The sequence below is a fragment of the Pigmentiphaga litoralis genome, from assembly GCF_014651835.1.
GTDB lineage: Bacteria > Pseudomonadota > Gammaproteobacteria > Burkholderiales > Burkholderiaceae_B > Pigmentiphaga > Pigmentiphaga litoralis.
On the sequence record NZ_BMXQ01000001.1, the window covers coordinates 2,200,336 to 2,220,720 of the forward strand.

Below are 20,385 nucleotides of genomic sequence, written 5' to 3' on the forward strand. Positions count from 1 at the left end.
TTTTTCATCTTTCCTGCCCGCCGCGCGTCGCGGCGTGACGCCACGACGGGCCTTTCATGCTCAACAAACTCTGGTTCGGATTCTTCCTGACCGCGGCGCTGGCGGCCTTTGGGCGCTGGGCCATTGCCGGCGACCCGTCGGTGTTTCCCGCCATGGTGAGCAGCCTGTTCGCCATGGCCAAGCTGTCGGTGGAAGTCATGGTGCTGCTGTTCGGCACCATTACGTTGTGGCTGGGCTTCTTGCGGATTGCCGAGCAGGCGGGCCTGGTGGATGCGGTGGCGCGGGTGCTGGGCCCCTTGTTCGCGCGGCTGATGCCGGACGTGCCGCGGGGCCATCCGTCGATCGGCCTGATCACGCTCAACTTTGCCGCCAATGCGCTGGGGCTGGACAACGCCGCCACGCCCATCGGCCTGCGGGCCATGAAGTCGCTGCAGACCCTGAACCCCAGCACCACCACCGCGAGCAATGCGCAGATATTTTTCCTGGTGCTGAATGCGTCCTCGCTGACCCTGATCCCCGTCACCATCTTCATGTACCGCGCGCAGCAAGGCGCGTCGGACCCCACCTTGGTCTTTTTGCCGATTCTGCTGGCCACCAGCGCGTCAACCCTGGCCGGCTTCATCAGCGTGGCGCTGATGCAGCGGATCAAGCTGTGGGACCCGGTGGTCATGGCGTGGATAGGCTCGTCGGTGTTGCTGCTGGGTGGCTTCATGGCGCTGCTGGCGACGCTGTCGGTCACGGCCCTGAGCGCGCTGTCGTCCCTGCTGGGCAACGTGACTCTGTTTGGCCTGATCCTGCTGTTCCTGATCGCAGGCGCCATCAAGAAGGTGCCGGTGTACGAAAGCTTCATCGACGGGGCCAAGGAAGGCTTCGATGTCACCAAGAGCCTGTTGCCCTATCTGGTGGCCATGTTGTGCGCGGTGGGGGTCTTGCGGGCGTCCGGCGCGCTGGATATTGCGCTGGATGGGCTGCGGTGGCTGGTGAGCGCCGTGGGGTTGGACACCCGCTTTGTCGACGCCATGCCCACGGCGCTGGTCAAGCCATTTTCGGGCAGTGCAGCCCGGGCCATGATGATCGAGACCATGCAGAATTTTGGCGTGGACAGCTTTCCTGCGCTGGTTGCCGCAACGGTGCAAGGCAGTACGGAAACCACCTTCTATGTGCTGGCGGTGTACTTCGGCGCCATCGGCATCCAGCGCACCCGCCACGCGGTCAGCTGCGCGCTGACTGCGGACCTCGCGGGCGTGGTGGCGTCAGTGCTGGTGTGCTATTGGTTCTTTGGGTGACGCGGGCTCAGACCACGCCGGCCTTGTGCAGGACGTCGGAGAGCGCAATGAACTGCGCCACCGAGAGTTCTTCGGCGCGTGAACTGTCTGCAATGCCAAGCTCGTCCCAAGGCACCAGCGCGGCCCATTCGCCCAACCCCCGCCGCAGCATCTTGCGGCGCTGGGCAAACGACTTCTGCACCGTCAACGACAGCGCGTCGTCACTGACCGGACGTGGACGATCCTGCGGCAGCGGGATCATGCGGACCACCGCCGACACCACGCGCGGCGGCGGGTCGAACGCTTCCGGCGGCACGTCGAACAGCTTTTCCATGTCGTAGCGCGACTGGAGCATGACCGACAGGCGGCCATAGTCCGAATCGCCAGGCTGCGCGACCATACGATCGATCACTTCCCGCTGCAGCATGAAGTGCTGGTCGAACACCTGGTCCGCAAAGGGCATCAGGTGGAACAGCAACGGGCTGGAAATGTTGTAGGGCAGGTTGCCGACGATACGCAGGCGGTCGCCAAACTGCGCAAAATCCACCGTCAGCACGTCGGCCTCGGTCACCAGCAGCCGTTCTTCGGGGTGCTGCTTGCGCAGCCGGGCGGCCAGGTCACGATCGATTTCGATGACCTGCAGGCGGTCCAGCTTTTCCAGCAGGGGCTTGGTCAGCGCAGACAGGCCAGGGCCGATCTCGACCACGTTATCGGTGCGGCGCAGCGCCGCCGCGCGCACGATGGCGTCGGGAATGCTGGCATCGATCAAAAAGTGCTGGCCAAAGCGCTTGCGCGCCTGGTGCTTCACGCCGCGGCTCCGCGGGGGGTGGCGGACGGCGCGGCAACGTCGGAAGGCAAGGCCGCAGAAGGCAAAGAGGGCAAAGAAGGCAAGTCGAAGTCGGTGGCGGGAATCATCTGTAGCGCAGTAAGAATGGCGTGCTGCATGCTGCCAGCATCGGCGCGACCGGTGCCGGCAAGATCCAGCGCGGTGCCATGGTCGACCGACGTGCGCACATACGGCAGGCCAAGAGTAATGTTGACGCCCTGACCGAAGCTGGCGTGCTTGAGCACCGGCAGCCCCTGGTCGTGGAACATGGCCAACGCCGCATCGAAGCCCGCCACATGGCTGGGCACGAACAGCGTGTCGGCCGGAAACGGTCCGGTCACGTCGATGCCCGCAGCGCGCGCCGCGGCGACGGCCGGAATGATGACGTCGATCTCTTCATGACCCAGGTGCCCGCCCTCGCCCGCATGCGGGTTCAGCCCGCAGATGGCGATGCGTGGCGTGGCCAGGCCCCAGCGCGACCGCAAGTCGGCGTCCAGGATGGTCATGACTTGCATCAGGGTATCGTGCGTGACGGCATCGGGCACGTCGCGCAGCGGCAGATGCGTGGTGGCCAGGGCGACCCGCAGGCCGCCGCCGGCCAGCATCATGACGACCTTGTCGACGCCGGCGTGCTCCTGAAAATATTCCGTGTGACCTGAAAAGGCGACGCCGGCATCGTTGATCACGCCCTTGTGCACCGGCGCGGTCACGATCGCCGCGGCGTCGCCGCCTTCGATCATGGCAATAGCAGCATCCAGCGTGTCGAGCACGTAGCGGCCGTTGTCGACCGCCAGCACGCCCGGTTCCGACGGCGCGCGCAGGGGCACCGGGGCCACCGTGACCCCATCCAGAGAAGCAATGTCGATAAGCGGCGCGCGTGATGCGAGCAACGCCGGATCGCCGATCAGCACCAGCCGCGCCGCGCGCAGCCGGGGGAGCACGGCCAGGTCGGCATCCGACCAGCCTTCGGTCGATACCGTGCCCGTGCGCAGCCCCGCAAACCACGCTGCGGCCGCAACCGAGAGTTCCGGTCCGACCCCGGCAGGTTCACCGGTGGTCAGGGCAAGCGTGGCGGCGGCCCTGGTCAATTGAGGGGCGCGTCCGTGTTGGGACCCAGGCGCACTTCGACATACGCACGGTCGCGCAGTTGGCGGGCCCAGTCTTCGTACTGCTGGTCCACCTTGCGCTGATAGATCGCCTGGCGGGCGGAAGCGCGCTGGCGCTCGCGGCCCACGTCCTGCGTGCGGCGGCCCGTGACCTGGATCAGGTGCCAGCCGAACGGCGACTGCACCGGCTGGCTGATTTCGCCAGGCTTGAGCGCATCCATGGCCTGCTCGAACGCCGGAACGGTTTCGCTGGGCGACAGCCAGCCCAGGTCGCCGCCCTGGGGCGCCGACGCGTCGTTGGAATACTGGCGCGCCATGTCGGCAAACGTGACGTTGCCGGCCATCACCCGCTGGCGGATGTCGCCCAGGCGCTGACGGGCCAGGTCGTTCGGCATGATTTCCGACGTGCGGATCAGGATGTGACGCGCTTGCGTCTGCTGGATCGGCACGGCCGACGCTTCGCCCGCGGCGGTGCCGGTCTTGCGATCCACCAGCTTGACGATGTGGAAACCGTTGCCGCTCTGCACGATGCCGCTGATCTGGCCCGGTTGCAGCTTGGCGACGGCTTCAAGGAAGATCCCGGGCCAGCGGTCGGTCGGCCGGGTACCCAGGTCGCCACCGCGCAGCGCTTCTTCGCCATCGGACTGCGACGCAGCCAGGCGCGCGAAGTCAGACGGGCCACGCGCCTGGTTCAGCAGCGTCTCGGCCTTGCGGCGCAGTTCGGCCACCCGGTCGGACGACGAGCCTTCCGGCACGCGCACCAGGATCTGGGCAAGCGTCAGTTGCGACGGTGCGGTCTGGTTCTGGTCGGCCAGGAAGTTGTCGATCTCGGATTCGGACACCTGCACCTGGCTGTCGACCGCGCGTTCACGCAGGCGCACCAGCGTGATTTCCTGGCGCAGGTCTTCGCGGTACATGGCGAAAGGCAGGCCTTCCTTTTCGATCTGGTCACGCATTTCGGTGACCGAGACCTTGTTCTGTTCGGCAATGCGGCCAATGGCGCGGTCCAGCTGGAAGTCGTCGATGCGGATACCGGTCTGCGCGGCTTCCTGCATCTGCGTGCGTTCCACGATCATGCGTTCGAGCACCTGGCGCTCCAGCGACTCGGGGTCGGGCTGGGGGATGCCCTGGCGCGACAGCGTGGCGGTCGCGGCCTGTATCCGTTGTTCCAGTTCGCGGCGGGTGATCGCCTCGCTGTTCACCACGGCGGCGATGGAGTCACCGGCCTGCGTGCCGCTCTTGCGCGGCGCGGCAGTCGGCGCCGGCGCGGAGCGCAGCGGCTGCTGCGGCTGCGCGTTGCGCGGGTTGGTCGTCATCGTCGGCGACTGCGGTATCGGGCTCTGGGGCTCGGTCACCTGCGGCGAGATCATCGATCCGCTGCCCGACGACATGCCACTGTCCCCGCCGCCCGACATGCCACCGGGAAGGCGCAGCCCCTGCGCGTGGGCGCCCACGCTGCTGGCCAGCAACGCAGCCAGCAGAGAGGACATCACGGCGCGACGGGCCAGGCGAAGAGGATGAGGCGTAACCATGGAATGCATTTATTCGTACCTTTCGAAACCCGTGCCTTTCTCAGGCGGCGGGTTGATCACCTGATACCCCGGAATACTCCGGCGCAGTGTGTTGATGGGACTTGTACCGACCCGTGCGAAGCCGTTTAGTTCGAGTTGCAGGAAAAACGCCGTGGTCGCATCACGCGTCGCGACCGCATAGCGCTGGACCACCGCGCGGACGGCAAAACAGCAGGCCGAGTTGTACTCGACCCCGGCCACCACCTCGGCAATCCGGTTCTGCAGCAAGGAATAGTCGAAGCGGCCAACGCCAAACCAGCGCGGGGCGAGCGGCCACTGGAAGGCCAGGTCGATCTGCTCCCGGCCGAGCACGCTGACCGACTCGCGCTGATAGCGGTAGGACAGGGCCACCGTGCTCGCGCGGGCGGGGCTGAAACGCGCGCCCACGGTCGAGCGCGACACCCGGCTGATCTGGGGATTGTATTGCACCGTGGTCTCGCCGCTCAGACTGGAGGTCAGCGCGCCATACACCGAGGCCAGATAATCCGACCGGCCGTCGGACCGGACCGCATCGCCCGGCAGCGTCACGCGCTGGTCGCTGAAGTACAGGCGCTGGGCGCCGGTCACGCGAGCCCGTTCGACACCGGTCTTGGGATCGAGCCAGCGCGAGGTCAGCGCGGCCGTCACCTGGTTGGCTTCGGCGATCCGGTCGTTACCCGCGTAGATGTTCTCGGAGAAGATCTGCGCGAAGTTGAAGTCGGCCAGCGCCGTGTCGAACACGGGCAGGCGCGACTGATCGCGATACGGCACGCGCAGGTAATACAGGCGCGGCTCGAGAGTCTGCGTCACGTCCTGGCCCAGCATGCGGCCATCGCGCTCGAAGATCAGGCCGGTATCCAGCGACACGATCGGCGTCGTGCGGCTGGTCCGGTAGGCATCGGCGCCCTGGTAGGCGTCGACGTCATACCGGGTGGTGTTGATGCCGATCTTGGGAATCAGGAAGCCGCCCGGCCGGATGATGGGATAGGCCACCGACGGATAGGCATAGCTGCGCGTCCCCGAAATCAGCGTGCTGTTCTTGAATCGCGTGGTGTCGACTTCCACCCGCGCGTCGAACCCGTTCCAGTCGTAGCGCGCGCCGTTCAGGCGCAGTTGCGGTTCGCGATCGTAGGGCGGGATGATGGGCAGCAGCGGATCCTGCAGGGTCTGGAACTTGACCACGCGGCCAAAGGCGTCCCAGTACCCGCTCTTCCAGGTCAGCGCGGCCGACCGTTCCAGCGTGGCGGTCGACGCCAGGCCCGTTCCTGCGACCGAGAAGTCGCGGAAGTAATTGTCGTCGGACGCGCCGTTGACGTTGAAGTTCAGGCCCAGGGTATCGGTCAGGCGCTGACGGTGCGCAAACGAATACAAATAGCGGTCGGTCTGCGTGACCCGGTCGTTGTTCAGGTACGTGGCGCGCGCTTCACCGCTGTAGTTCGGTTCCAGGTAGCGGAATTCGCCGCCCAGTTGCAGGCCGCGGCGCTCCATGTAGCGCGGCGAAATCGTCGCATCGCGGTTGGGCGCAATGTTGAAGTAGTACGGCGTCAGCAGTTGCGGACCGCTCTTGCTGGTAATGCCGAAGGTCGGCGAAATGAAGCCGGACTTGCGGGCGTCGCTGATCGGGAACGACATCTTGGGCGCGCCCAGGATGGGCAGGCTCTTGAAGTACAAGGTGCTGCCGTAGCTGGTGGCCTCGCCGGCGTCGTAATCGAAATCGATGCGGCGGGCGCGCATTTCCCACGACGGCTCTTCGCAGTCGCAACCGGTATAGGTGACGTTGTCGGCGCGTACGCGGCCCTGCCCCAGCAGCTCGACATGGTCTGCCGTGCCGCGGCCGCCGTTCAGGCCAAAAAAGAACCGGGCGTTGTCGAGTTCGCCGGTGCCGGTATTCAGATTCAGCTTGAGCCGCGGGCCGCTGACCACGTTGCCGTCGCGCGTGAGCCGAACGCCACCGGTGGCCTCGACCTCGCCTTCGACCTGCCGGTATTCGATGCTGTCGCCCTTGAGCACGGTATCGGTGCGGCGGATCTGGGCATTGCCGTCCAGGCGCAGATTGCTTTCGCCGTCACCCGTCAGGCTGTCGGCTTCCAGGTAGACGGGAAGGTCGTCGGGGTCGCGCTGGGGCCGTGGCTGCAAGGCCGGCGACAGGCGCAGGCCCGGACCGCTGACCTGCCCCTGGGCCGCTTCGGGCGCGGGCGCGTTCGTGCGCTGCTGCTCCGGGGTGAACGGGATGTCACGTACCGGCGGATCGTCCTGGCCGAACAGGCTCTCCTGCCCGAAGGGCGTTCCCCCATACGAAGGCATCTGCCCGTAAGTTGCCGACTGCCCATACGTCGGCGACTGCCCGTAGGCAAAAGGGGTCGCAGTCACTGCGGTAAATAGGCTGAACCACCGGATCAATCGCACGGGTATCGGGAGAACACAAAAATCGAAACGGAAGGATACGCGACTGGGGGACGCGCGCGGCTACAAACTAGATACCTCGGAAACGGTATCGCTCGGTATTATAGGAGGCATGGAACCTGTTACTTCTCCCCGTGCCGGTCAGCCCGGCCAAGACCCGCGTATCGGGCAACTCATCACGTGGCTGGGCACCTTGCCCGCCGATCTCGGCATCGATGCCGACAGCTTGCGGCCCGCGTCCAGCGACGCCAGCTTTCGCCGCTATTTCCGGGTCGACGCCGCCAACCGCACGCTGGTTGTCATGGATGCGCCGCCCGACAAGGAAGACTGCCGACCCTTCCTGCACGTGGCCGGCCTGCTGAAAGACGGCGGGCTGAACGTGCCCGATATCCTGGCGCAAGACCTGACGCAGGGTTTCCTGCTGCTGTCCGACCTGGGCTACACCACCTACTACAACTATTTGCAGGCGTCGCCGTCGACGCAGGACACGCATCGTCTCTACCTGGACGCCCTGCGCGCGCTGGTAAAGATACAACAAAGCGCGACAACCGGCCTCGATCATTACGATTACGACCGTTTTCACACCGAACTCGGCCTCTTTCCCGAATGGTATGTGGGCACACACTGCAAATTCGAGCTGGACGAAAAGACCCGAGCCGACCTGCAGACCGTCTTTGCCACCCTGATCGACGCCAACCTGGCCCAGCCGACCGTGCTGGTGCACCGCGACTTCCATTCGCCTAACCTGATGATCACCGAAGCCATGGGCGCGGGCGCCGACTTCGGCCCCAACCCCGGCGTGATCGACTTCCAGGACGCCGTGATCGGACCGATCACATACGATCTGGCCTCCTTGCTGACCGACGCCCGCACCACGTGGGACGAGCCGCAGCAACTCGATTGGGGCATCCGTTATTGGGAAATGGCGCGCGCCGCCGGCCTGCCGGTGTCGACCGACTTTGCCGAGTTCCACCAGGCGTATGAATGGATGGGCCTGCAGCGGAACCTGCGCATTCTGGGCGTGTTTGCACGCCTGGCGCATCGGGACGGCAAGCAAGCCTATCTGGCCCACATTCCCCGCGTGAACGGCTACGTGCGCCAGGTCGCGCAGCGCTACATCGCATTCAAGCCACTGATCCGCCTGCTCGACAAGCTGGATCAGACGCAGATCACGACGGGGTATACGTTCTGATGCGCGCCATGATCCTTGCCGCGGGCCGCGGCGAGCGCATGCGGCCCCTGACCGACGCCCTGCCCAAGCCCCTGCTGCCGGTTGGCGGCAAGCCGCTGATCGTCTGGCACCTTGAGCGGCTGGCGGCTGCCGGGATCCACGATATCGTCATCAACCACGCGTGGTTGGGCGACCAGATCGAAGCGGCGCTGGGCAATGGCGCGCAGTGGCACGTGCGCCTGCGGTATTCGCCCGAGGGAACCGCGCTCGAGACGGCCGGGGGCATCAAGAACGCCCTGCCGTTGCTGGGGAACGAGCCTTTCCTGGTCATCAACGGCGACATCTGGTGCGACTGGTCGCCCGGGCAGGCCGAAGCGATCGCGGCAGACCTGACGGCCAGGAAGGACCAGGCCTGGCTGCTGCTGGTGGACAACCCCGAGCATCATCCCGACGGCGATTTCGTGTTGCGGCGGGATGGCTCGGTACTGCCGCGGGGCAATGACCCGGCGCTGACCTTCTCGGGCATCGGCATCTACGCGCCGTCCCTGTTCGATGGCGTCGAGCCCGGCCACGCCGCGCGCCTGGCTCCGGTGCTGCTGGCCGCGATGGACGACAACCGCGTCCATGGCGCCCGGCACACCGGCGCGTGGGTGGACGTCGGCACGCCGGAGCGGCTGGCCGCGCTGGACGCCAGCCTACAATCAAGAGAGTCCCCGATTACCGGAATCCGTTCATGAGCATTCCCGCGCAAGATTTCTCGCCCTTCACCGCACGCCGCGCGCGCGTGCTCGACACCTTGCGGTCGCAGGGGGGCGGGATCGCCATCCTGGCCACGTCGCCCGAAGTGGTCCGCAATCGCGACGCCGAATACGACTACCGGCATGACAGCGATTTCTATTACCTGACCGGCTTTCACGAGCCACAGGCCTGGCTGGTCCTGATCGCGGGCGATACCGACCGCAGCATCCTCTTCTGCCGCAGCAAGAACCTGGAACGCGAAATCTGGGACGGGTTGCGCGTCGGCCCGGATGCCGCCAAAGAGGTGTACGGATTTGACGCGGCCTACCCGGTGGATCAGCTCGACGCCGAACTGCCCAAGCTGATCGCCAACCAGCCGCTGCTCTGCACCCCGCTGGCCAGCGACGCCACCTTCGACCGCCGCCTGCGCACCTGGCTGGACGCCGTGCGCGGCCTGGGCCGTTCGGGCGCGCTGATTCCGCTGCGCACGCTGGACCTGCGCAGCCTGCTGGCCGAAATGCGCCTGTTCAAGGACGCGTCTGAAATCGCGATCATGAAGCGCGCCGCAGAAATTTCCGCTGGCGCCCACGTGCGGGCCATGCAGCGTACCCGTCCGGGCATGCACGAATACGAAGTCGAAGCCGAACTGCTGCACGAATTCCGCCGCCATGGGGCCCAGGCCGTGGCGTACAACTCCATCGTCGCCACCGGCGCCAATGCCTGCGTGCTGCACTATCGCGCCGGGGACGCCATCCTGAGCGATGGTGACCTGGTGCTGATCGACGCCGGGTGCGAGGTGGACAGCTATGCGTCGGACATCACCCGCACGTATCCGGTCAACGGCCGGTTCACCGGTCCGCAGCGCGCGCTGTACGACCTGACCGTCGCCGCGCAGGACGCTGCCGCCGCCCTGACCCGCCCCGGTGTGCGCTGGAACGAAGGCCACGAGGCCGCGGTGCGTGTGCTGGCCCAGGGCATGATCGACGAAGGCCTGCTGACCGGGTCGCTCGACGGCGTGATCGAATCGCAGCAATACAGCCGCTTCTACATGCACCGCACCGGCCACTGGCTCGGCATGGACGTGCACGACGTGGGCGACTACCGTGAGCCCGGCGCGCCGCACACCGCCGACGCCCCCCGCCCCTGGCGCAAGCTGGAAGCGGGCATGGTGCTGACCATCGAACCCGGCATCTACGTCCGGCCTGGCGACGACGTGCCAGAAGCGTTCTGGAATATCGGCATCCGCACCGAAGACGATGCTGTCGTCACCCCGGATGGCTGCGAACTGATCACGCGCGGCGTGCCGGTCGACGCCGGCGAGATCGAAGCGTTGATGCGGGGGTAATGGCCATGGTCCCGGATACCGACATCACCATCCTGGGCGGCGGCCCCGTCGGCACGACGCTCGCCCTGCTGCTGGCCCGGCTTACGCCACGGCCCGAGCGCATCGTGCTCTGCCGGCCCGAACGGGCCGTGGCGCCGACCACGCCAGCGGCTGACGTGTCGGCATTCGCTTCGGGGCCATTGGCATCCCGCACCGCCCCGCAGTCTTCGATCGCACCCAGTCCCCCTGCCAGCAACCCAGCCGCCCTCGACCCGCGGGTGATGGCCCTGAACCACGGCAGCCGCGTCTTGCTGCAAAGCCTGGGCGCCTGGCCTGAAGGCGGCGCAAACATTGCCGACATTCACGTGTCGCAGCGCGGACGGCTGGGCCGCACGCATATTTCGCATGCCGACTTTGGTGTCGACGCGCTGGGCACCGTCCAGTCCTACGGCGCCATCATGCAGGCGCTGGCGGATCCGCTGGCGGCATCGGGCGTGACGGTGCGCACCGGCGCAGCCACCATCGTTTCGCAAGACGACACCGCCGTCCACCTGACCCTGGGCGATGCGGCGTGGACCAGCGCCGCGGTGGTCCAGGCCGAAGGCGGCACCTTCGACCAGCAGGAAGCCAAAGACGTCCACCGCGACTACGACCAGCACGCCGTGCTGGCCACCGTCACGGCGGAACGGCCCCGTCCGGGCTGGGCCTTCGAACGGTTCACCCGTGAAGGCCCGCTGGCCCTGCTGCCCTTTCCGAGCCAGCCCGGCGCAGGCGCGAACGCATCCGGCCGCTACGCCCTGGTCTGGTGCTGCCAGCCCGACCGCGCCGCCGTGCTGGCAGCCATGGACGACCCTGCCTTTGCCGCGGAATTGAACGCGACCTTCGGTACGCGCCTGGGCACCTTGTCCGTCGCGGGGCCGCGCCACACCTATCCGCTGGGCATCAATGTCAGGAAACAGATCGTCGACCGCCGCATCGCGGTAATCGGCAATGCCGCGCAAACCCTGCACCCGGTTGCCGGCCAGGGCCTGAACCTGGGCCTGCGCGACGCCGCTCGGCTGGCGCAGGCGCTCGCGCCGGCGCTGCGGCAGACCGGCGGCGATCCGCGTCCGCTGCTGGCGCAGTATGCCCAGGCACGTCGCGCCGACCGGTGGCTGACGGCAGGCCTGACAGACCTGATGCCACGCATCTTCGCCACGGGGTTTTCGCCCATCGAGCATGCCTGCGGCCTGGCGCTGCTCACCCTGGACCTGTCGCGCACGGTGCGTACACCCCTTGCCCGCCAGATGATGGAAGGCGCCCGGGCGTAACCGGCGAACCTATCCTGGGGCGCCTGTTGCCAGAGCCTCCGGGGGTCCGGGCGCCCGACGCGCCGCCCGATCCGCGCCGCGCCGCCGCCCATGGGGCGTCGCTACAACCACCTGCCGGCCCGGAGCGGTACAATCCACCCCCATTTCCAATTTCCTCCGGCGCGCCCTTCCCCATCCTGCGGGAACGTGGCGCCACACGTCATGCGTATCGGTCCCTACGATCTGCCCAACAATGTGTTTGTCGCGCCCATGGCTGGCGTGACGGACCGGCCTTTCCGGCAGTTGTGCAAGCGTCTGGGCGCGGGGCATGCCGTCTCGGAAATGGCCGCCAGCAATCCGCAGCTCTGGCACAGCGTAAAAACAGCGCGCCGGCTGGACCATGACGGCGAAAGCGAGCCGGTCGCGGTGCAGATCGCCGGCAGCGATCCGGCCATGATGGCCGAGGCCGCCGTATTCAACATTGGCAAGGGCGCGCGCATCATCGACATCAACATGGGCTGCCCGGCCAAGAAAGTCTGCAACGTGCTGGCGGGCTCGGCCCTGCTGCGCGACGAAGACCTGGTCGCGCGCATTCTTGATGCCGTCGTCACGGCCTGCACGCCCCATGGCGTGCCTGTGACGCTCAAGACCCGCACCGGCTGGAACCGCGCCAACCGCAACGTGCTGCGCGTCGCGCGCCGTGCGCAAGACATCGGCATTGCCGCGCTGGCGCTCCATGGCCGCACCCGCGAAGATCTCTACACCGGCACGGCCGAGTACGAGACCATCGCGATGGTCAAAGCCGAACTCGACATTCCGATCATCGCCAACGGCGATATCCGCAGTCCCGAAGACGCGCGCCATGTGCTGGAGGTGACCGGCGCCGACGCCGTCATGATCGGCCGGGCCGCGCAAGGACGGCCCTGGCTGTTCCGCGAAATCGATACCTACCTGCGCACCGGAAGCCACCACGCGCCGCCCAGCCCCACCGAGATCCGTGACCTGCTGCTCGAGCACCTGGACGATCACTACCGGTTCTACGGCGAGTTCACCGGTGTCCGGACGGCGCGCAAGCACATTGGCTGGTACCTCGGGGCGCTTGCGGGCGGCCCGGCGTTCTGCGCACGCATGAACCTGATAGAAAACACGCGCGAGCAGTGGCAGGCCGTTGCCGACTGGTTCGATCATGCGATCGAACAGGCCCCCGACCGGCTGCTCGCTGCCTGAACCGCGCATCAAGGATAAAAAAATGAAAGAACATACGCTTGAAGAATGCGTGCGCCAGACCCTGGAGCGCTACTTCAAGGACCTCGAAGGCGAGACCACCAGCGGTGTCTGGGAGATGGTGCTGTCGGCCGTCGAGCGCCCCATGCTCGAAGTCGTGCTCGGCCGTGCGCAGGGCAATCAGTCGCGGGCGGCCGAGATCCTCGGCATCAACCGCAATACACTGCGCAAGAAGCTCGACCACTACCAGATCAAGGCCTGACCTCAGGGTGCACGCCTGAGATCCGGCCCCGCGGCCTCGTGCCCGTCTCCGCCATTCCGTTCACTGCCGCCTCCACGCGCGGCATCTTTGTTTAGCTGACCATGAAAATCGAACGCGCGCTGCTTTCCGTCTCCGATAAATCCGGCATCGTTGAATTTGCCCAGGCGTTGAACCAACGCGGGGTGCAACTGCTGTCCACCGGTGGCACGGCAAAGCTGCTTGCGCAGGCCGGCCTGCCCGTGCAGGAAGTGTCCGACTACACCGGCTTTCCCGAGATGATGGACGGCCGCGTCAAGACGCTGCATCCGAAAATTCATGGCGGCCTGCTGGCCCGCCGCGATGCCGAGTCCCACCTGTCGGCGATTGCCGAGCACGGCATCGGCCGCATCGACCTGCTGGTGGTGAACCTGTACCCCTTCGTTGAAACGGTCGCCAAGCCCGACTGCGCATTCGAAGACGCGGTCGAGAACATCGACATTGGCGGCCCGGCCATGCTGCGCGCGGCGGCCAAGAACCACGGCACCGAGGCCGGCGGCGTCACGGTCCTGATCGACCCCAGCGACTACGCCCGCGTGCTCAACGAAATGGACACGCGCGACGGCGTGACGTCGTTCGGCCTGCGCCTGGACCTGGCCAAGAAGGTGTACGCGCACACCGCCGCCTACGACGGCGCGATTGCGAACTACCTGACCAGCATGACGGCCGACCCGGAACAGACGGCCGTGCCGGAACGCGCCGCCTACCCGAACGTGCTGACCTTCCAGGTCCGCAAGACGCAGGAAATGCGCTACGGCGAAAACCCTCACCAATCGGCCGCCTTCTACATCGACGCGTCGCCGGCCGCCGGGCTGCTCGCCAACTACACGCAGCTGCAGGGCAAGGAACTGTCGTTCAACAATATCGCCGATGCCGATGCGGCGTGGGAATGCGTGCGCACGTTCGATGCACCCACCTGCGTGATCGTCAAGCATGCGAACCCGTGCGGCGTGGCCGTGGCCGACGGCCCGCTTGCCGCCTACCAGAAAGCCTTCAAGACCGACCCCAGCTCGGCCTTTGGCGGCATCATCGCCTTCAACCGCCCGGTCGACGCGGCCACCGCACAGGAAGTCAGCAAGCAGTTCGTGGAAGTCATGCTGGCCCCGTCGTACGACGAAGGCGCGCGCGCCATCTTTGCCGCCAAGCAGAACGTTCGCCTGCTCGAAGTGCCGATGGGCGACGGCGCCAACGATTTTGAAGTCAAGCGCGTGGGTGGCGGCTGGCTGGTGCAGCAGCCCGACAACTTCAACGTGCCGCGCGACCAGATCAAGGTCGTGACCAAGATCGCGCCGACGGCCGCGCAGATGGACGATCTGCTCTTTGCCTGGAAGGTGGCCAAGTACGTCAAGTCCAACGCCATCGTGTTCACGGGCAACGGCATGACCCTCGGCGTGGGCGCCGGCCAGATGAGCCGTATCGACTCGGCGCGCATCGCCAGCATCAAGGCGGCCAACGCCGGCCTGAGCCTGGCCGGTTCGGCCGTGGCGTCCGACGCCTTCTTCCCGTTCCGTGACGGCCTGGACGTGGTCGCCGACGCGGGTGCAACGTGCGTCATCCAGCCAGGTGGCAGCATGCGCGACGCCGAAGTCATTGCCGCCGCCGACGAACGCGGCATCGCGATGGTGCTGACCGCCACGCGTCATTTCCGCCACTGACCGGATGCGTATCCTCGGCGTGGATCCCGGCTTGCGGCGCACCGGCTTCGGTGTGATCGATGTCGATGGTCCACGCTTGCGGTATGTGGCTAGCGGCACCATCGTCGTTCCCACCGAAGACGAACTCGGGCCGCGCCTGAAGGTCATACTCGATAGCCTGCGCGAGATCATTCGCGAATACGCGCCGCAGACCTCGGCCATCGAAAAAGTCTTCGTGAACACCAATCCCACGTCCACCCTCCTGCTCGGGCAGGCGCGCGGCGCGGCCTTTTGCGCGCTGGTGGACTGCGGCCTGGGCGTGCAGGAATACACCGCGCTGCAGATCAAGAAATCGGTGGTGGGCACCGGACGCGCCGCGAAAGAACAGGTGCAGTCGATGGTGCAGCATCTGCTTGCCCTCGACGGCGCGCCTGCGTCCGACGCGGCCGACGCCCTTGCCTGCGCCATCTGTCACGCCCACGCTGCGCCGCTGGCTGACCGCCTGCGGGCCGCGGGCGTGCTCGACCAACCCGCTTTCGGCCGTCGCGGCACCCGCATGCGCAACGGCCGGATGATTGGAAATCCCTGACCATGATTGGACGTCTTACCGGAACGCTCGTTGAAAAGTTTCCGCCGCTGGTCTGCCTGGACGTGCAAGGCGTGGGCTACGAAATCGACGTGCCCATGAGCACCTTCTATTCGCTGCCCGATGTCGGCGCGAAGACGACGCTGCTGACCCACCTCGCCATCCGCGAAGACGCACACGTGCTGTACGGTTTTGCCACCGCCCATGAACGCAGCGCGTTTCGCGAACTGATCAAGATCAGCGGCGTGGGCGCGCGCATCGCGCTGGCCGTGCTGTCAGGCATGACCGTGACCGAACTGTCGCAGGCCATCACCCTGCAGGAAGCCGGCCGGCTCACCCGCGTGCCGGGCATCGGCAAAAAGACGGCCGAACGCCTGCTGCTCGAATTGCGCGGCAAGCTGGGCGCCGACCTGGGCAGCACGCCCACGGCCGTGCCCGACAGCCAGGCCGACATCCTGAACGCATTGATCGCGCTGGGGTACTCTGATCGCGAGGCCGTTGCCGCGCTCAAGACGCTGCCTGCCGGCGTGGGTGTGTCGGACGGCATCAAGCTGGCCCTGAAAGCGCTGGCGCGCTAGGCCACCGGCCAGGCGCCCTGTCCCAGCGTTCCATTCACTAGGCGAATCTTCCATGGCGATCCAGTCAGACAAACTCTCCGTTCGCGAGGACCCGAAGCGGGACGACCCCAGGCGCGACCCGGTCGCCGACGCGCGCATCATCTCGCCGCGGCCGGCCTCGCCCAATGAAGAGGCCATCGAACGCGCCCTGCGTCCCAAGGCGCTTGACGAATACGTCGGCCAGCAGCGGATCCGCGAACAGCTCGAAATCTTCATTACCGCCGCCCGCCAGCGCAGCGAATCGCTGGACCACGTGCTGCTCTTCGGCCCGCCAGGGCTGGGCAAGACCACGCTGGCGCATATCGTGGCGCGCGAAATGGGCGTGCAGTTGCGCCACACATCGGGTCCGGTACTGGAGCGCGCGGGCGACCTGGCCGCGCTGCTGACCAACCTGGAACGCAACGACGTGCTCTTCATCGACGAGATCCACCGGCTGTCGCCGGTCGTCGAAGAAATCCTGTATCCGGCGCTGGAAGACTTTCAGATCGACATCCTGATCGGCGAAGGTCCGTCGGCACGCAGCGTCAAGCTCGACCTGCAGCCCTTCACGCTGATCGGCGCCACCACGCGCGCGGGCATGCTGACCAATCCGCTGCGCGACCGGTTCGGCATCATTGCTCGGCTCGAGTTCTATACGGCGGCGGAACTGACCAAGATCGTGACGCGCAGCGCCGGCTTGCTCAACGCGCAGATCTCGGAAGATGGCGCGCATGAAATCGCGCGGCGCTCACGCGGCACCCCGCGGATCGCCAACCGGCTGCTGCGCCGCGTGCGCGACTTCGCCGAAGTCAAGGCCAAGGGCATCATCACCGGCGACGTCGCCAAGGCCGCCTTGGCGATGCTCGATGTCGATCCCGAAGGACTCGACGTCATGGACCGCAAGATACTGGAAGCCATCGTGCACAAGTTCGATGGCGGGCCGGTCGGGCTGGACAGCCTGGCGGCGGCCGTGGGCGAAGAGCGCGACACGATCGAAGACGTGATCGAGCCCTACCTGATCCAGAACGGCTACATCCAGCGCACCGCGCGCGGCCGTGTGGCCACCCTTAACACTTACCGGCATCTTGGACTGGCGGCGCCGTCCAGTGGCGGCACGGGCGAGCTGTTGTTGTAAGCCCGCCTTGTCGGAACGCCGACAGGAATGCCGACAGCCGGCCGCCCAAAGAAAAACGGCCGGATCATGAAGATCCGGCCGTCGAGATATGTGAGCGCCGTGCCTGGGCATCCCCCAGGTCACGTGCTCGCTGCGACAAGCGCAGTTGACTGGTGCAGTGAGCTAAACACTGCGAAGTGAATGATATCGACGCCGCGTGACACTGCGGTGACAGAAAGCAAGCACTCGTAAAGAGGCGGAAGCGTCAACAGACCCGGACGGCGCCACCCACGCACCCGAAGCCGTACAGGCGCAAAATCAACGCTTCCTGAATGTCAGACGGCGTGTTCGCACCAAAGTTCGCTGCTTTACACGCGGTCACATTTACTCGTGCATGAAATGACTGCGTCAATGCGGATGCGGTCCGGGTTGTTTACAATTTCGCGTCCCGGCCCCACGCCGGTCCGACCTGACCAAGGCTTTCGATAACGTGTCCGCAGCAGTGCCCTCCGTGTCCGCCGCGCAACCCGCTGCGCCACACGAATCCCATTCTGGCGAATTTCACTTCCCGATCCGCGTCTATTACGAAGACACGGATGCCGGAGGAGTGGTCTACTACGCCAACTACCTCAAGTTCTTCGAGCGTGCGCGCACCGAATGGCTGAGGTCCCTGGGCTTCGGTCAGACTGCGCTGGCCGAAAGCACCGGATGCATCTTCATCGTCCGCGGCCTGGACATGCAATACCGAAAACCGGCCCGGCTGGACGACCACCTGACCATCGCCAGCCGCGTGTCGCGGCTCGGCAAGGCTTCCATGGATTTTTCACAGACCTGCCTGCGTGACGGTGAACTGCTCGCGTCCGGTCAGGTCCAGGTAGGGTGCGTCGATCGCCACAGTCTGCGCCCGACCGCCATGCCCGCCGGCATCGCCACGGCGCTCGCCCGGCTAGAATCCCCGGTCGCCCCGATTTGATCCGTCACCTTCTTTCGAATATCTACAAGGACTTTGCATGAACGCCACCCAGGACATGTCGATCCTGTCTCTGATTACCCAGGCCAGCTTCACGGTGCAACTCGTGATGGGCATCCTGGCGGTTGTCTCGTTGATGTCCTGGACGTTTATCTTCCGCAAGGCGATCGCGCTGAAGCAGGCCAAGGCACAGACCGACCGGTTCGAATCCGACTTCTGGTCGGGCGGCGACCTGAACATGCTTCATCAATCGGTGGCCACGCGCCGCACCGAACATGGCGCGCTTGCGCGCATTTTCGAAGCCGGCATGGCCGAATTCGTCAAGGGCCGCCAGAACAAGCTCGCGGACACCAATACCCTGCTGGACGGCTCGCGCCGCGCCATGCGGGCGGCCTACCAGCGGGAAATGGACGCGCTCGAATCGCACCTGAACTTTCTGGCCTCGACCGGTTCGGTCAGCCCGTACGTCGGTCTGTTCGGCACGGTGTGGGGCATCATGCACGCCTTCCGTGGCCTGGCCAACGTGCAGCAGGCCACGCTGGCCAGCGTCGCGCCAGGGATTGCCGAAGCGCTGGTCGCCACCGCGATCGGCCTGTTCGCCGCCATCCCGGCGGTCGTGGCCTACAACCGCTACTCGCATGACATCGACCGGATCGCCATCCGCTTCGACAGCTTCATCGACGAGTTCCTGAACATCCTGCAAAGACAGGTGCGCTGATGCCATCCGCCCGCTCCGGAAGCCGTCGCGGCCGTCGCGCGATGACCGACATCAATGTCGTTCCCTATATCGACGTCATGCTGGTGCTGCTGGTGATCTTCATGGTCACCGCGCCGATGGCGCCCCCCGGCGTCATCGACCTGCCCACGGTCGGCCGCGCCGCGCAGATGCCGGTCAAGCCGCTCGAAGTGCTGCTCAACGCCGACGGCACCGTGCAGATCCGCGATCGCGAACGCGGCGACAGCCGTCCGCAGACCGTGGCGCGTACCGATCTGGCGCGCATTGCCCGCGAACGCCAGACCGAACATCCCAACCAGCCGGTCGTGATTTCCGCCGACCGCAAGTCGCAGTACGAATCCGTGCTGACCGTCATGGACGACCTCCAGAAACAAGGCGTGGCGCGCGTCGGACTGCTCGTGAAGCAAGGTTCCTGATCGTCTATGGTGCCGAACGACAATTCACGCCGTCCCCTTCCGGTCCCGCCCGAGCCCGGCAAGTGGCCCGCGATAGGCCTGGCGGTGCTCATGCACCTGATGCTGGCGCTCGCCTTCATCTTCGGCCTGTCGTGGAACACCACGGCACCCGGCCCGGTGCAGGCCGAACTCTGGACGGCCCTGCCGCCCCCGAACCGGCCTGAACCCGACCCGACGCCCGATCCCACCCCGGCGCCGACGCCCCCGCCTCGTCCGACGCCCACGCCCAAGCCGCCTCCTCCTCCGCCACCACCGCCCGAAACGCGCGTGACGCCGGAAAAGCCCGACATCGCCATCGAGCAGGAAAAAAAGCGCCGCGAAGCCGAAAAGAAACGCCAGGCTGACCAGGACGCCGCCGAGCAGCGCGAACGCGACCGCAAGGAAGCCGATCGCAAGCTGGCCGACAAAAAGGCCGCCGACAGAAAGGAAGCCGATCGTCAGCAGGCAGAGCAGGCGCGCCGCGACCAGGACAAGAAGGAAGCGGACAAGAAACTGGCTGACAAGAAGGAAGCCGACCGCCTGGCCGCCGAGAAAGCCCAGAAGGCCATCGCCGATAAGGCAGCTGCTGAAAAGGCCGCGGCGGAAAAGGTGGCGTCCGACAAGAAGGCCGCTGCCGAAAAGCGTGCGTCCGACGAACGCGACCGCAAGTTGCGTGAAGCTTTCCGCAGCGACACCGCGCGCGCAGCCGGCCTCGAAGGCGGACGCGAAGGTGGCCGCGAAGGGGGCAATGCCGATCGCAACCAGGCCGCCGGCGCCAGCGGCAATCCCGGCTACGCCGACCTGATCCGTTCCTGCGTGCGCCCCGGCGTGATCTATGCAGCGACCGGCAGCTCTGCCAACGGGAACCCGACCGCCGTGTTCCGAGTCCAGTTACTACCTTCCGGCGACCAAGCCGGAGCCCCTCGCCTGATTCGCAGCTCAGGCGTACCTGCGTTCGACCGCGCCGTCGAGAACGGCATCCGGCGCTGCGATCCGTTCCCGCGCCCGCCTTCCGGCCGGTTCGAGTCCAACATAGAAGTTCAATATCGGATGTTCGACTAATGACCCCTGCACACACCCTCGCCCTTACGCCACCGCCCAGCGCGGCGCGCCGCCACGGC

The 20,385-nt window shown here is 66.3% G+C and carries 19 protein-coding genes; 15 read left to right on the forward strand and 4 right to left on the reverse strand.

Features of this window, described 5'->3' with window-relative positions:
- Positions 1-56: 56 nt before the first annotated feature.
- Positions 57-1,286, forward strand: a complete 1,230-nt coding sequence (locus tag IE116_RS09910; protein ID WP_189611997.1) for a spore maturation protein — start codon at positions 57-59, stop codon at positions 1,284-1,286.
- Positions 1,287-1,293: 7 nt separating this feature from the next.
- Here the strand turns inward: IE116_RS09910 and rsmA are convergent, their stop codons facing one another.
- The 4 genes from rsmA to IE116_RS09930 are packed head-to-tail and all read right to left on the reverse strand — an operon-like array spanning position 1,294 to position 7,117.
- Positions 1,294-2,073, reverse strand: coding sequence for a 16S rRNA (adenine(1518)-N(6)/adenine(1519)-N(6))-dimethyltransferase RsmA (gene rsmA, locus IE116_RS09915; protein WP_189611999.1), 780 nt, complete (start codon positions 2,071-2,073; stop codon positions 1,294-1,296).
- The gene (gene pdxA / locus IE116_RS09920; protein ID WP_189612002.1) at positions 2,070-3,179 is read right to left on the reverse strand and encodes a 4-hydroxythreonine-4-phosphate dehydrogenase PdxA; all 1,110 of its coding nucleotides are present in this window, start codon (positions 3,177-3,179) and stop codon (positions 2,070-2,072) included. Before pdxA ends, rsmA begins: the two co-directional genes overlap by 4 nt.
- On the reverse strand, positions 3,176-4,687 hold the full coding sequence (locus IE116_RS09925) for a peptidylprolyl isomerase (RefSeq protein ID WP_189612004.1): 1,512 nt from the start codon (positions 4,685-4,687) through the stop codon (positions 3,176-3,178). Before IE116_RS09925 ends, pdxA begins: the two co-directional genes overlap by 4 nt.
- 51 nt (positions 4,688-4,738) lie before the next feature.
- Positions 4,739-7,117 carry an LPS-assembly protein LptD gene (locus IE116_RS09930; protein ID WP_229828082.1) on the reverse strand — a complete coding sequence of 793 codons (2,379 nt, stop codon included), beginning with the start codon at positions 7,115-7,117 and terminating at the stop codon, positions 4,739-4,741.
- 145 nt (positions 7,118-7,262) lie between these two features.
- On the opposite strand from IE116_RS09930, the gene IE116_RS09935 reads away from it, so the two are divergent.
- From IE116_RS09935 to tolA, 14 genes are all read left to right on the forward strand, one after another.
- Positions 7,263-8,342 carry an aminoglycoside phosphotransferase family protein gene (locus IE116_RS09935; RefSeq protein ID WP_189612006.1) on the forward strand — a complete coding sequence of 360 codons (1,080 nt, stop codon included), beginning with the start codon at positions 7,263-7,265 and terminating at the stop codon, positions 8,340-8,342.
- A complete protein-coding gene (gene murU / locus IE116_RS09940; RefSeq protein ID WP_189612009.1) occupies positions 8,342-9,058 on the forward strand; it encodes an N-acetylmuramate alpha-1-phosphate uridylyltransferase MurU in 717 nt (238 codons plus the stop codon). Before IE116_RS09935 ends, murU begins: the two co-directional genes overlap by 1 nt.
- Positions 9,055-10,404 (forward strand): aminopeptidase P N-terminal domain-containing protein, encoded by a 1,350-nt coding sequence (locus IE116_RS09945; RefSeq protein ID WP_189612011.1) that lies wholly within the window; start codon positions 9,055-9,057, stop codon positions 10,402-10,404. The genes murU and IE116_RS09945 overlap by 4 nt, the downstream gene beginning before the upstream one ends.
- A 5-nt stretch (positions 10,405-10,409) precedes the next feature.
- Positions 10,410-11,693, forward strand: a complete 1,284-nt coding sequence (locus IE116_RS09950; RefSeq protein ID WP_189612013.1) for an FAD-dependent monooxygenase — start codon at positions 10,410-10,412, stop codon at positions 11,691-11,693.
- A gap of 201 nt (positions 11,694-11,894) precedes the next feature.
- Entirely contained in the window at positions 11,895-12,899 is a 1,005-nt protein-coding gene (gene dusB / locus IE116_RS09955) for a tRNA dihydrouridine synthase DusB (protein WP_189612015.1), read from the forward strand.
- A gap of 22 nt (positions 12,900-12,921) precedes the next feature.
- Complete coding sequence (locus tag IE116_RS09960) at positions 12,922-13,158, forward strand: helix-turn-helix domain-containing protein (RefSeq protein ID WP_179585725.1); 237 nt, start codon at positions 12,922-12,924, stop codon at positions 13,156-13,158.
- Positions 13,159-13,259: 101 nt separating this feature from the next.
- Complete coding sequence (gene purH / locus IE116_RS09965; protein WP_189612017.1) at positions 13,260-14,849, forward strand: bifunctional phosphoribosylaminoimidazolecarboxamide formyltransferase/IMP cyclohydrolase; 1,590 nt, start codon at positions 13,260-13,262, stop codon at positions 14,847-14,849.
- Positions 14,850-14,853: 4 nt separating this feature from the next.
- Entirely contained in the window at positions 14,854-15,417 is a 564-nt protein-coding gene (gene ruvC, locus IE116_RS09970) for a crossover junction endodeoxyribonuclease RuvC (protein ID WP_189612019.1), read from the forward strand.
- A 2-nt stretch (positions 15,418-15,419) separates the two neighbouring features.
- Complete coding sequence (gene ruvA / locus IE116_RS09975) at positions 15,420-15,992, forward strand: Holliday junction branch migration protein RuvA (protein ID WP_189612020.1); 573 nt, start codon at positions 15,420-15,422, stop codon at positions 15,990-15,992.
- Positions 15,993-16,044: 52 nt separating this feature from the next.
- A complete protein-coding gene (gene ruvB, locus IE116_RS09980; RefSeq protein ID WP_189612022.1) occupies positions 16,045-17,145 on the forward strand; it encodes a Holliday junction branch migration DNA helicase RuvB in 1,101 nt (366 codons plus the stop codon).
- Between the two features lie 490 nt (positions 17,146-17,635).
- Entirely contained in the window at positions 17,636-18,097 is a 462-nt protein-coding gene (ybgC, locus tag IE116_RS09985; RefSeq protein WP_308428226.1) for a tol-pal system-associated acyl-CoA thioesterase, read from the forward strand.
- Between the two features lie 37 nt (positions 18,098-18,134).
- A complete protein-coding gene (gene tolQ, locus IE116_RS09990) occupies positions 18,135-18,812 on the forward strand; it encodes a protein TolQ (protein ID WP_189612024.1) in 678 nt (225 codons plus the stop codon).
- A complete protein-coding gene (locus IE116_RS09995; RefSeq protein WP_189612026.1) occupies positions 18,812-19,246 on the forward strand; it encodes an ExbD/TolR family protein in 435 nt (144 codons plus the stop codon). Before tolQ ends, IE116_RS09995 begins: the two co-directional genes overlap by 1 nt.
- A gap of 6 nt (positions 19,247-19,252) precedes the next feature.
- Positions 19,253-20,326, forward strand: coding sequence for a cell envelope integrity protein TolA (gene tolA, locus IE116_RS10000; protein ID WP_189612028.1), 1,074 nt, complete (start codon positions 19,253-19,255; stop codon positions 20,324-20,326).
- Positions 20,327-20,385 lie beyond the last annotated feature (59 nt).

Excerpts from the sequence above, each read along its gene's own strand:
- IE116_RS09950 (WP_189612013.1), top strand. The coding sequence starts at position 10,410 with ATGGTCCCGGATACCGACATCACCATCCTGGGCGGCGGCCCCGTCGGC.
- tolA (WP_189612028.1), top strand. The coding sequence starts at position 19,253 with ATGGTGCCGAACGACAATTCACGCCGTCCCCTTCCGGTCCCGCCCGAG.
- ruvC (WP_189612019.1), top strand. The coding sequence starts at position 14,854 with ATGCGTATCCTCGGCGTGGATCCCGGCTTGCGGCGCACCGGCTTCGGT.
- IE116_RS09925 (WP_189612004.1), bottom strand. The coding sequence starts at position 4,687 with ATGTCCTCTCTGCTGGCTGCGTTGCTGGCCAGCAGCGTGGGCGCCCAC.
- IE116_RS09995 (WP_189612026.1), top strand. The coding sequence starts at position 18,812 with ATGCCATCCGCCCGCTCCGGAAGCCGTCGCGGCCGTCGCGCGATGACC.
- dusB (WP_189612015.1), top strand. The coding sequence starts at position 11,895 with ATGCGTATCGGTCCCTACGATCTGCCCAACAATGTGTTTGTCGCGCCC.
- IE116_RS09945 (WP_189612011.1), top strand. The coding sequence starts at position 9,055 with ATGAGCATTCCCGCGCAAGATTTCTCGCCCTTCACCGCACGCCGCGCG.
- IE116_RS09960 (WP_179585725.1), top strand. The coding sequence starts at position 12,922 with ATGAAAGAACATACGCTTGAAGAATGCGTGCGCCAGACCCTGGAGCGC.
- purH (WP_189612017.1), top strand. The coding sequence starts at position 13,260 with ATGAAAATCGAACGCGCGCTGCTTTCCGTCTCCGATAAATCCGGCATC.
- IE116_RS09935 (WP_189612006.1), top strand. The coding sequence starts at position 7,263 with ATGGAACCTGTTACTTCTCCCCGTGCCGGTCAGCCCGGCCAAGACCCG.
- tolQ (WP_189612024.1), top strand. The coding sequence starts at position 18,135 with ATGAACGCCACCCAGGACATGTCGATCCTGTCTCTGATTACCCAGGCC.
- IE116_RS09910 (WP_189611997.1), top strand. The coding sequence starts at position 57 with ATGCTCAACAAACTCTGGTTCGGATTCTTCCTGACCGCGGCGCTGGCG.
- ruvB (WP_189612022.1), top strand. The coding sequence starts at position 16,045 with ATGGCGATCCAGTCAGACAAACTCTCCGTTCGCGAGGACCCGAAGCGG.
- ruvA (WP_189612020.1), top strand. The coding sequence starts at position 15,420 with ATGATTGGACGTCTTACCGGAACGCTCGTTGAAAAGTTTCCGCCGCTG.
- murU (WP_189612009.1), top strand. The coding sequence starts at position 8,342 with ATGCGCGCCATGATCCTTGCCGCGGGCCGCGGCGAGCGCATGCGGCCC.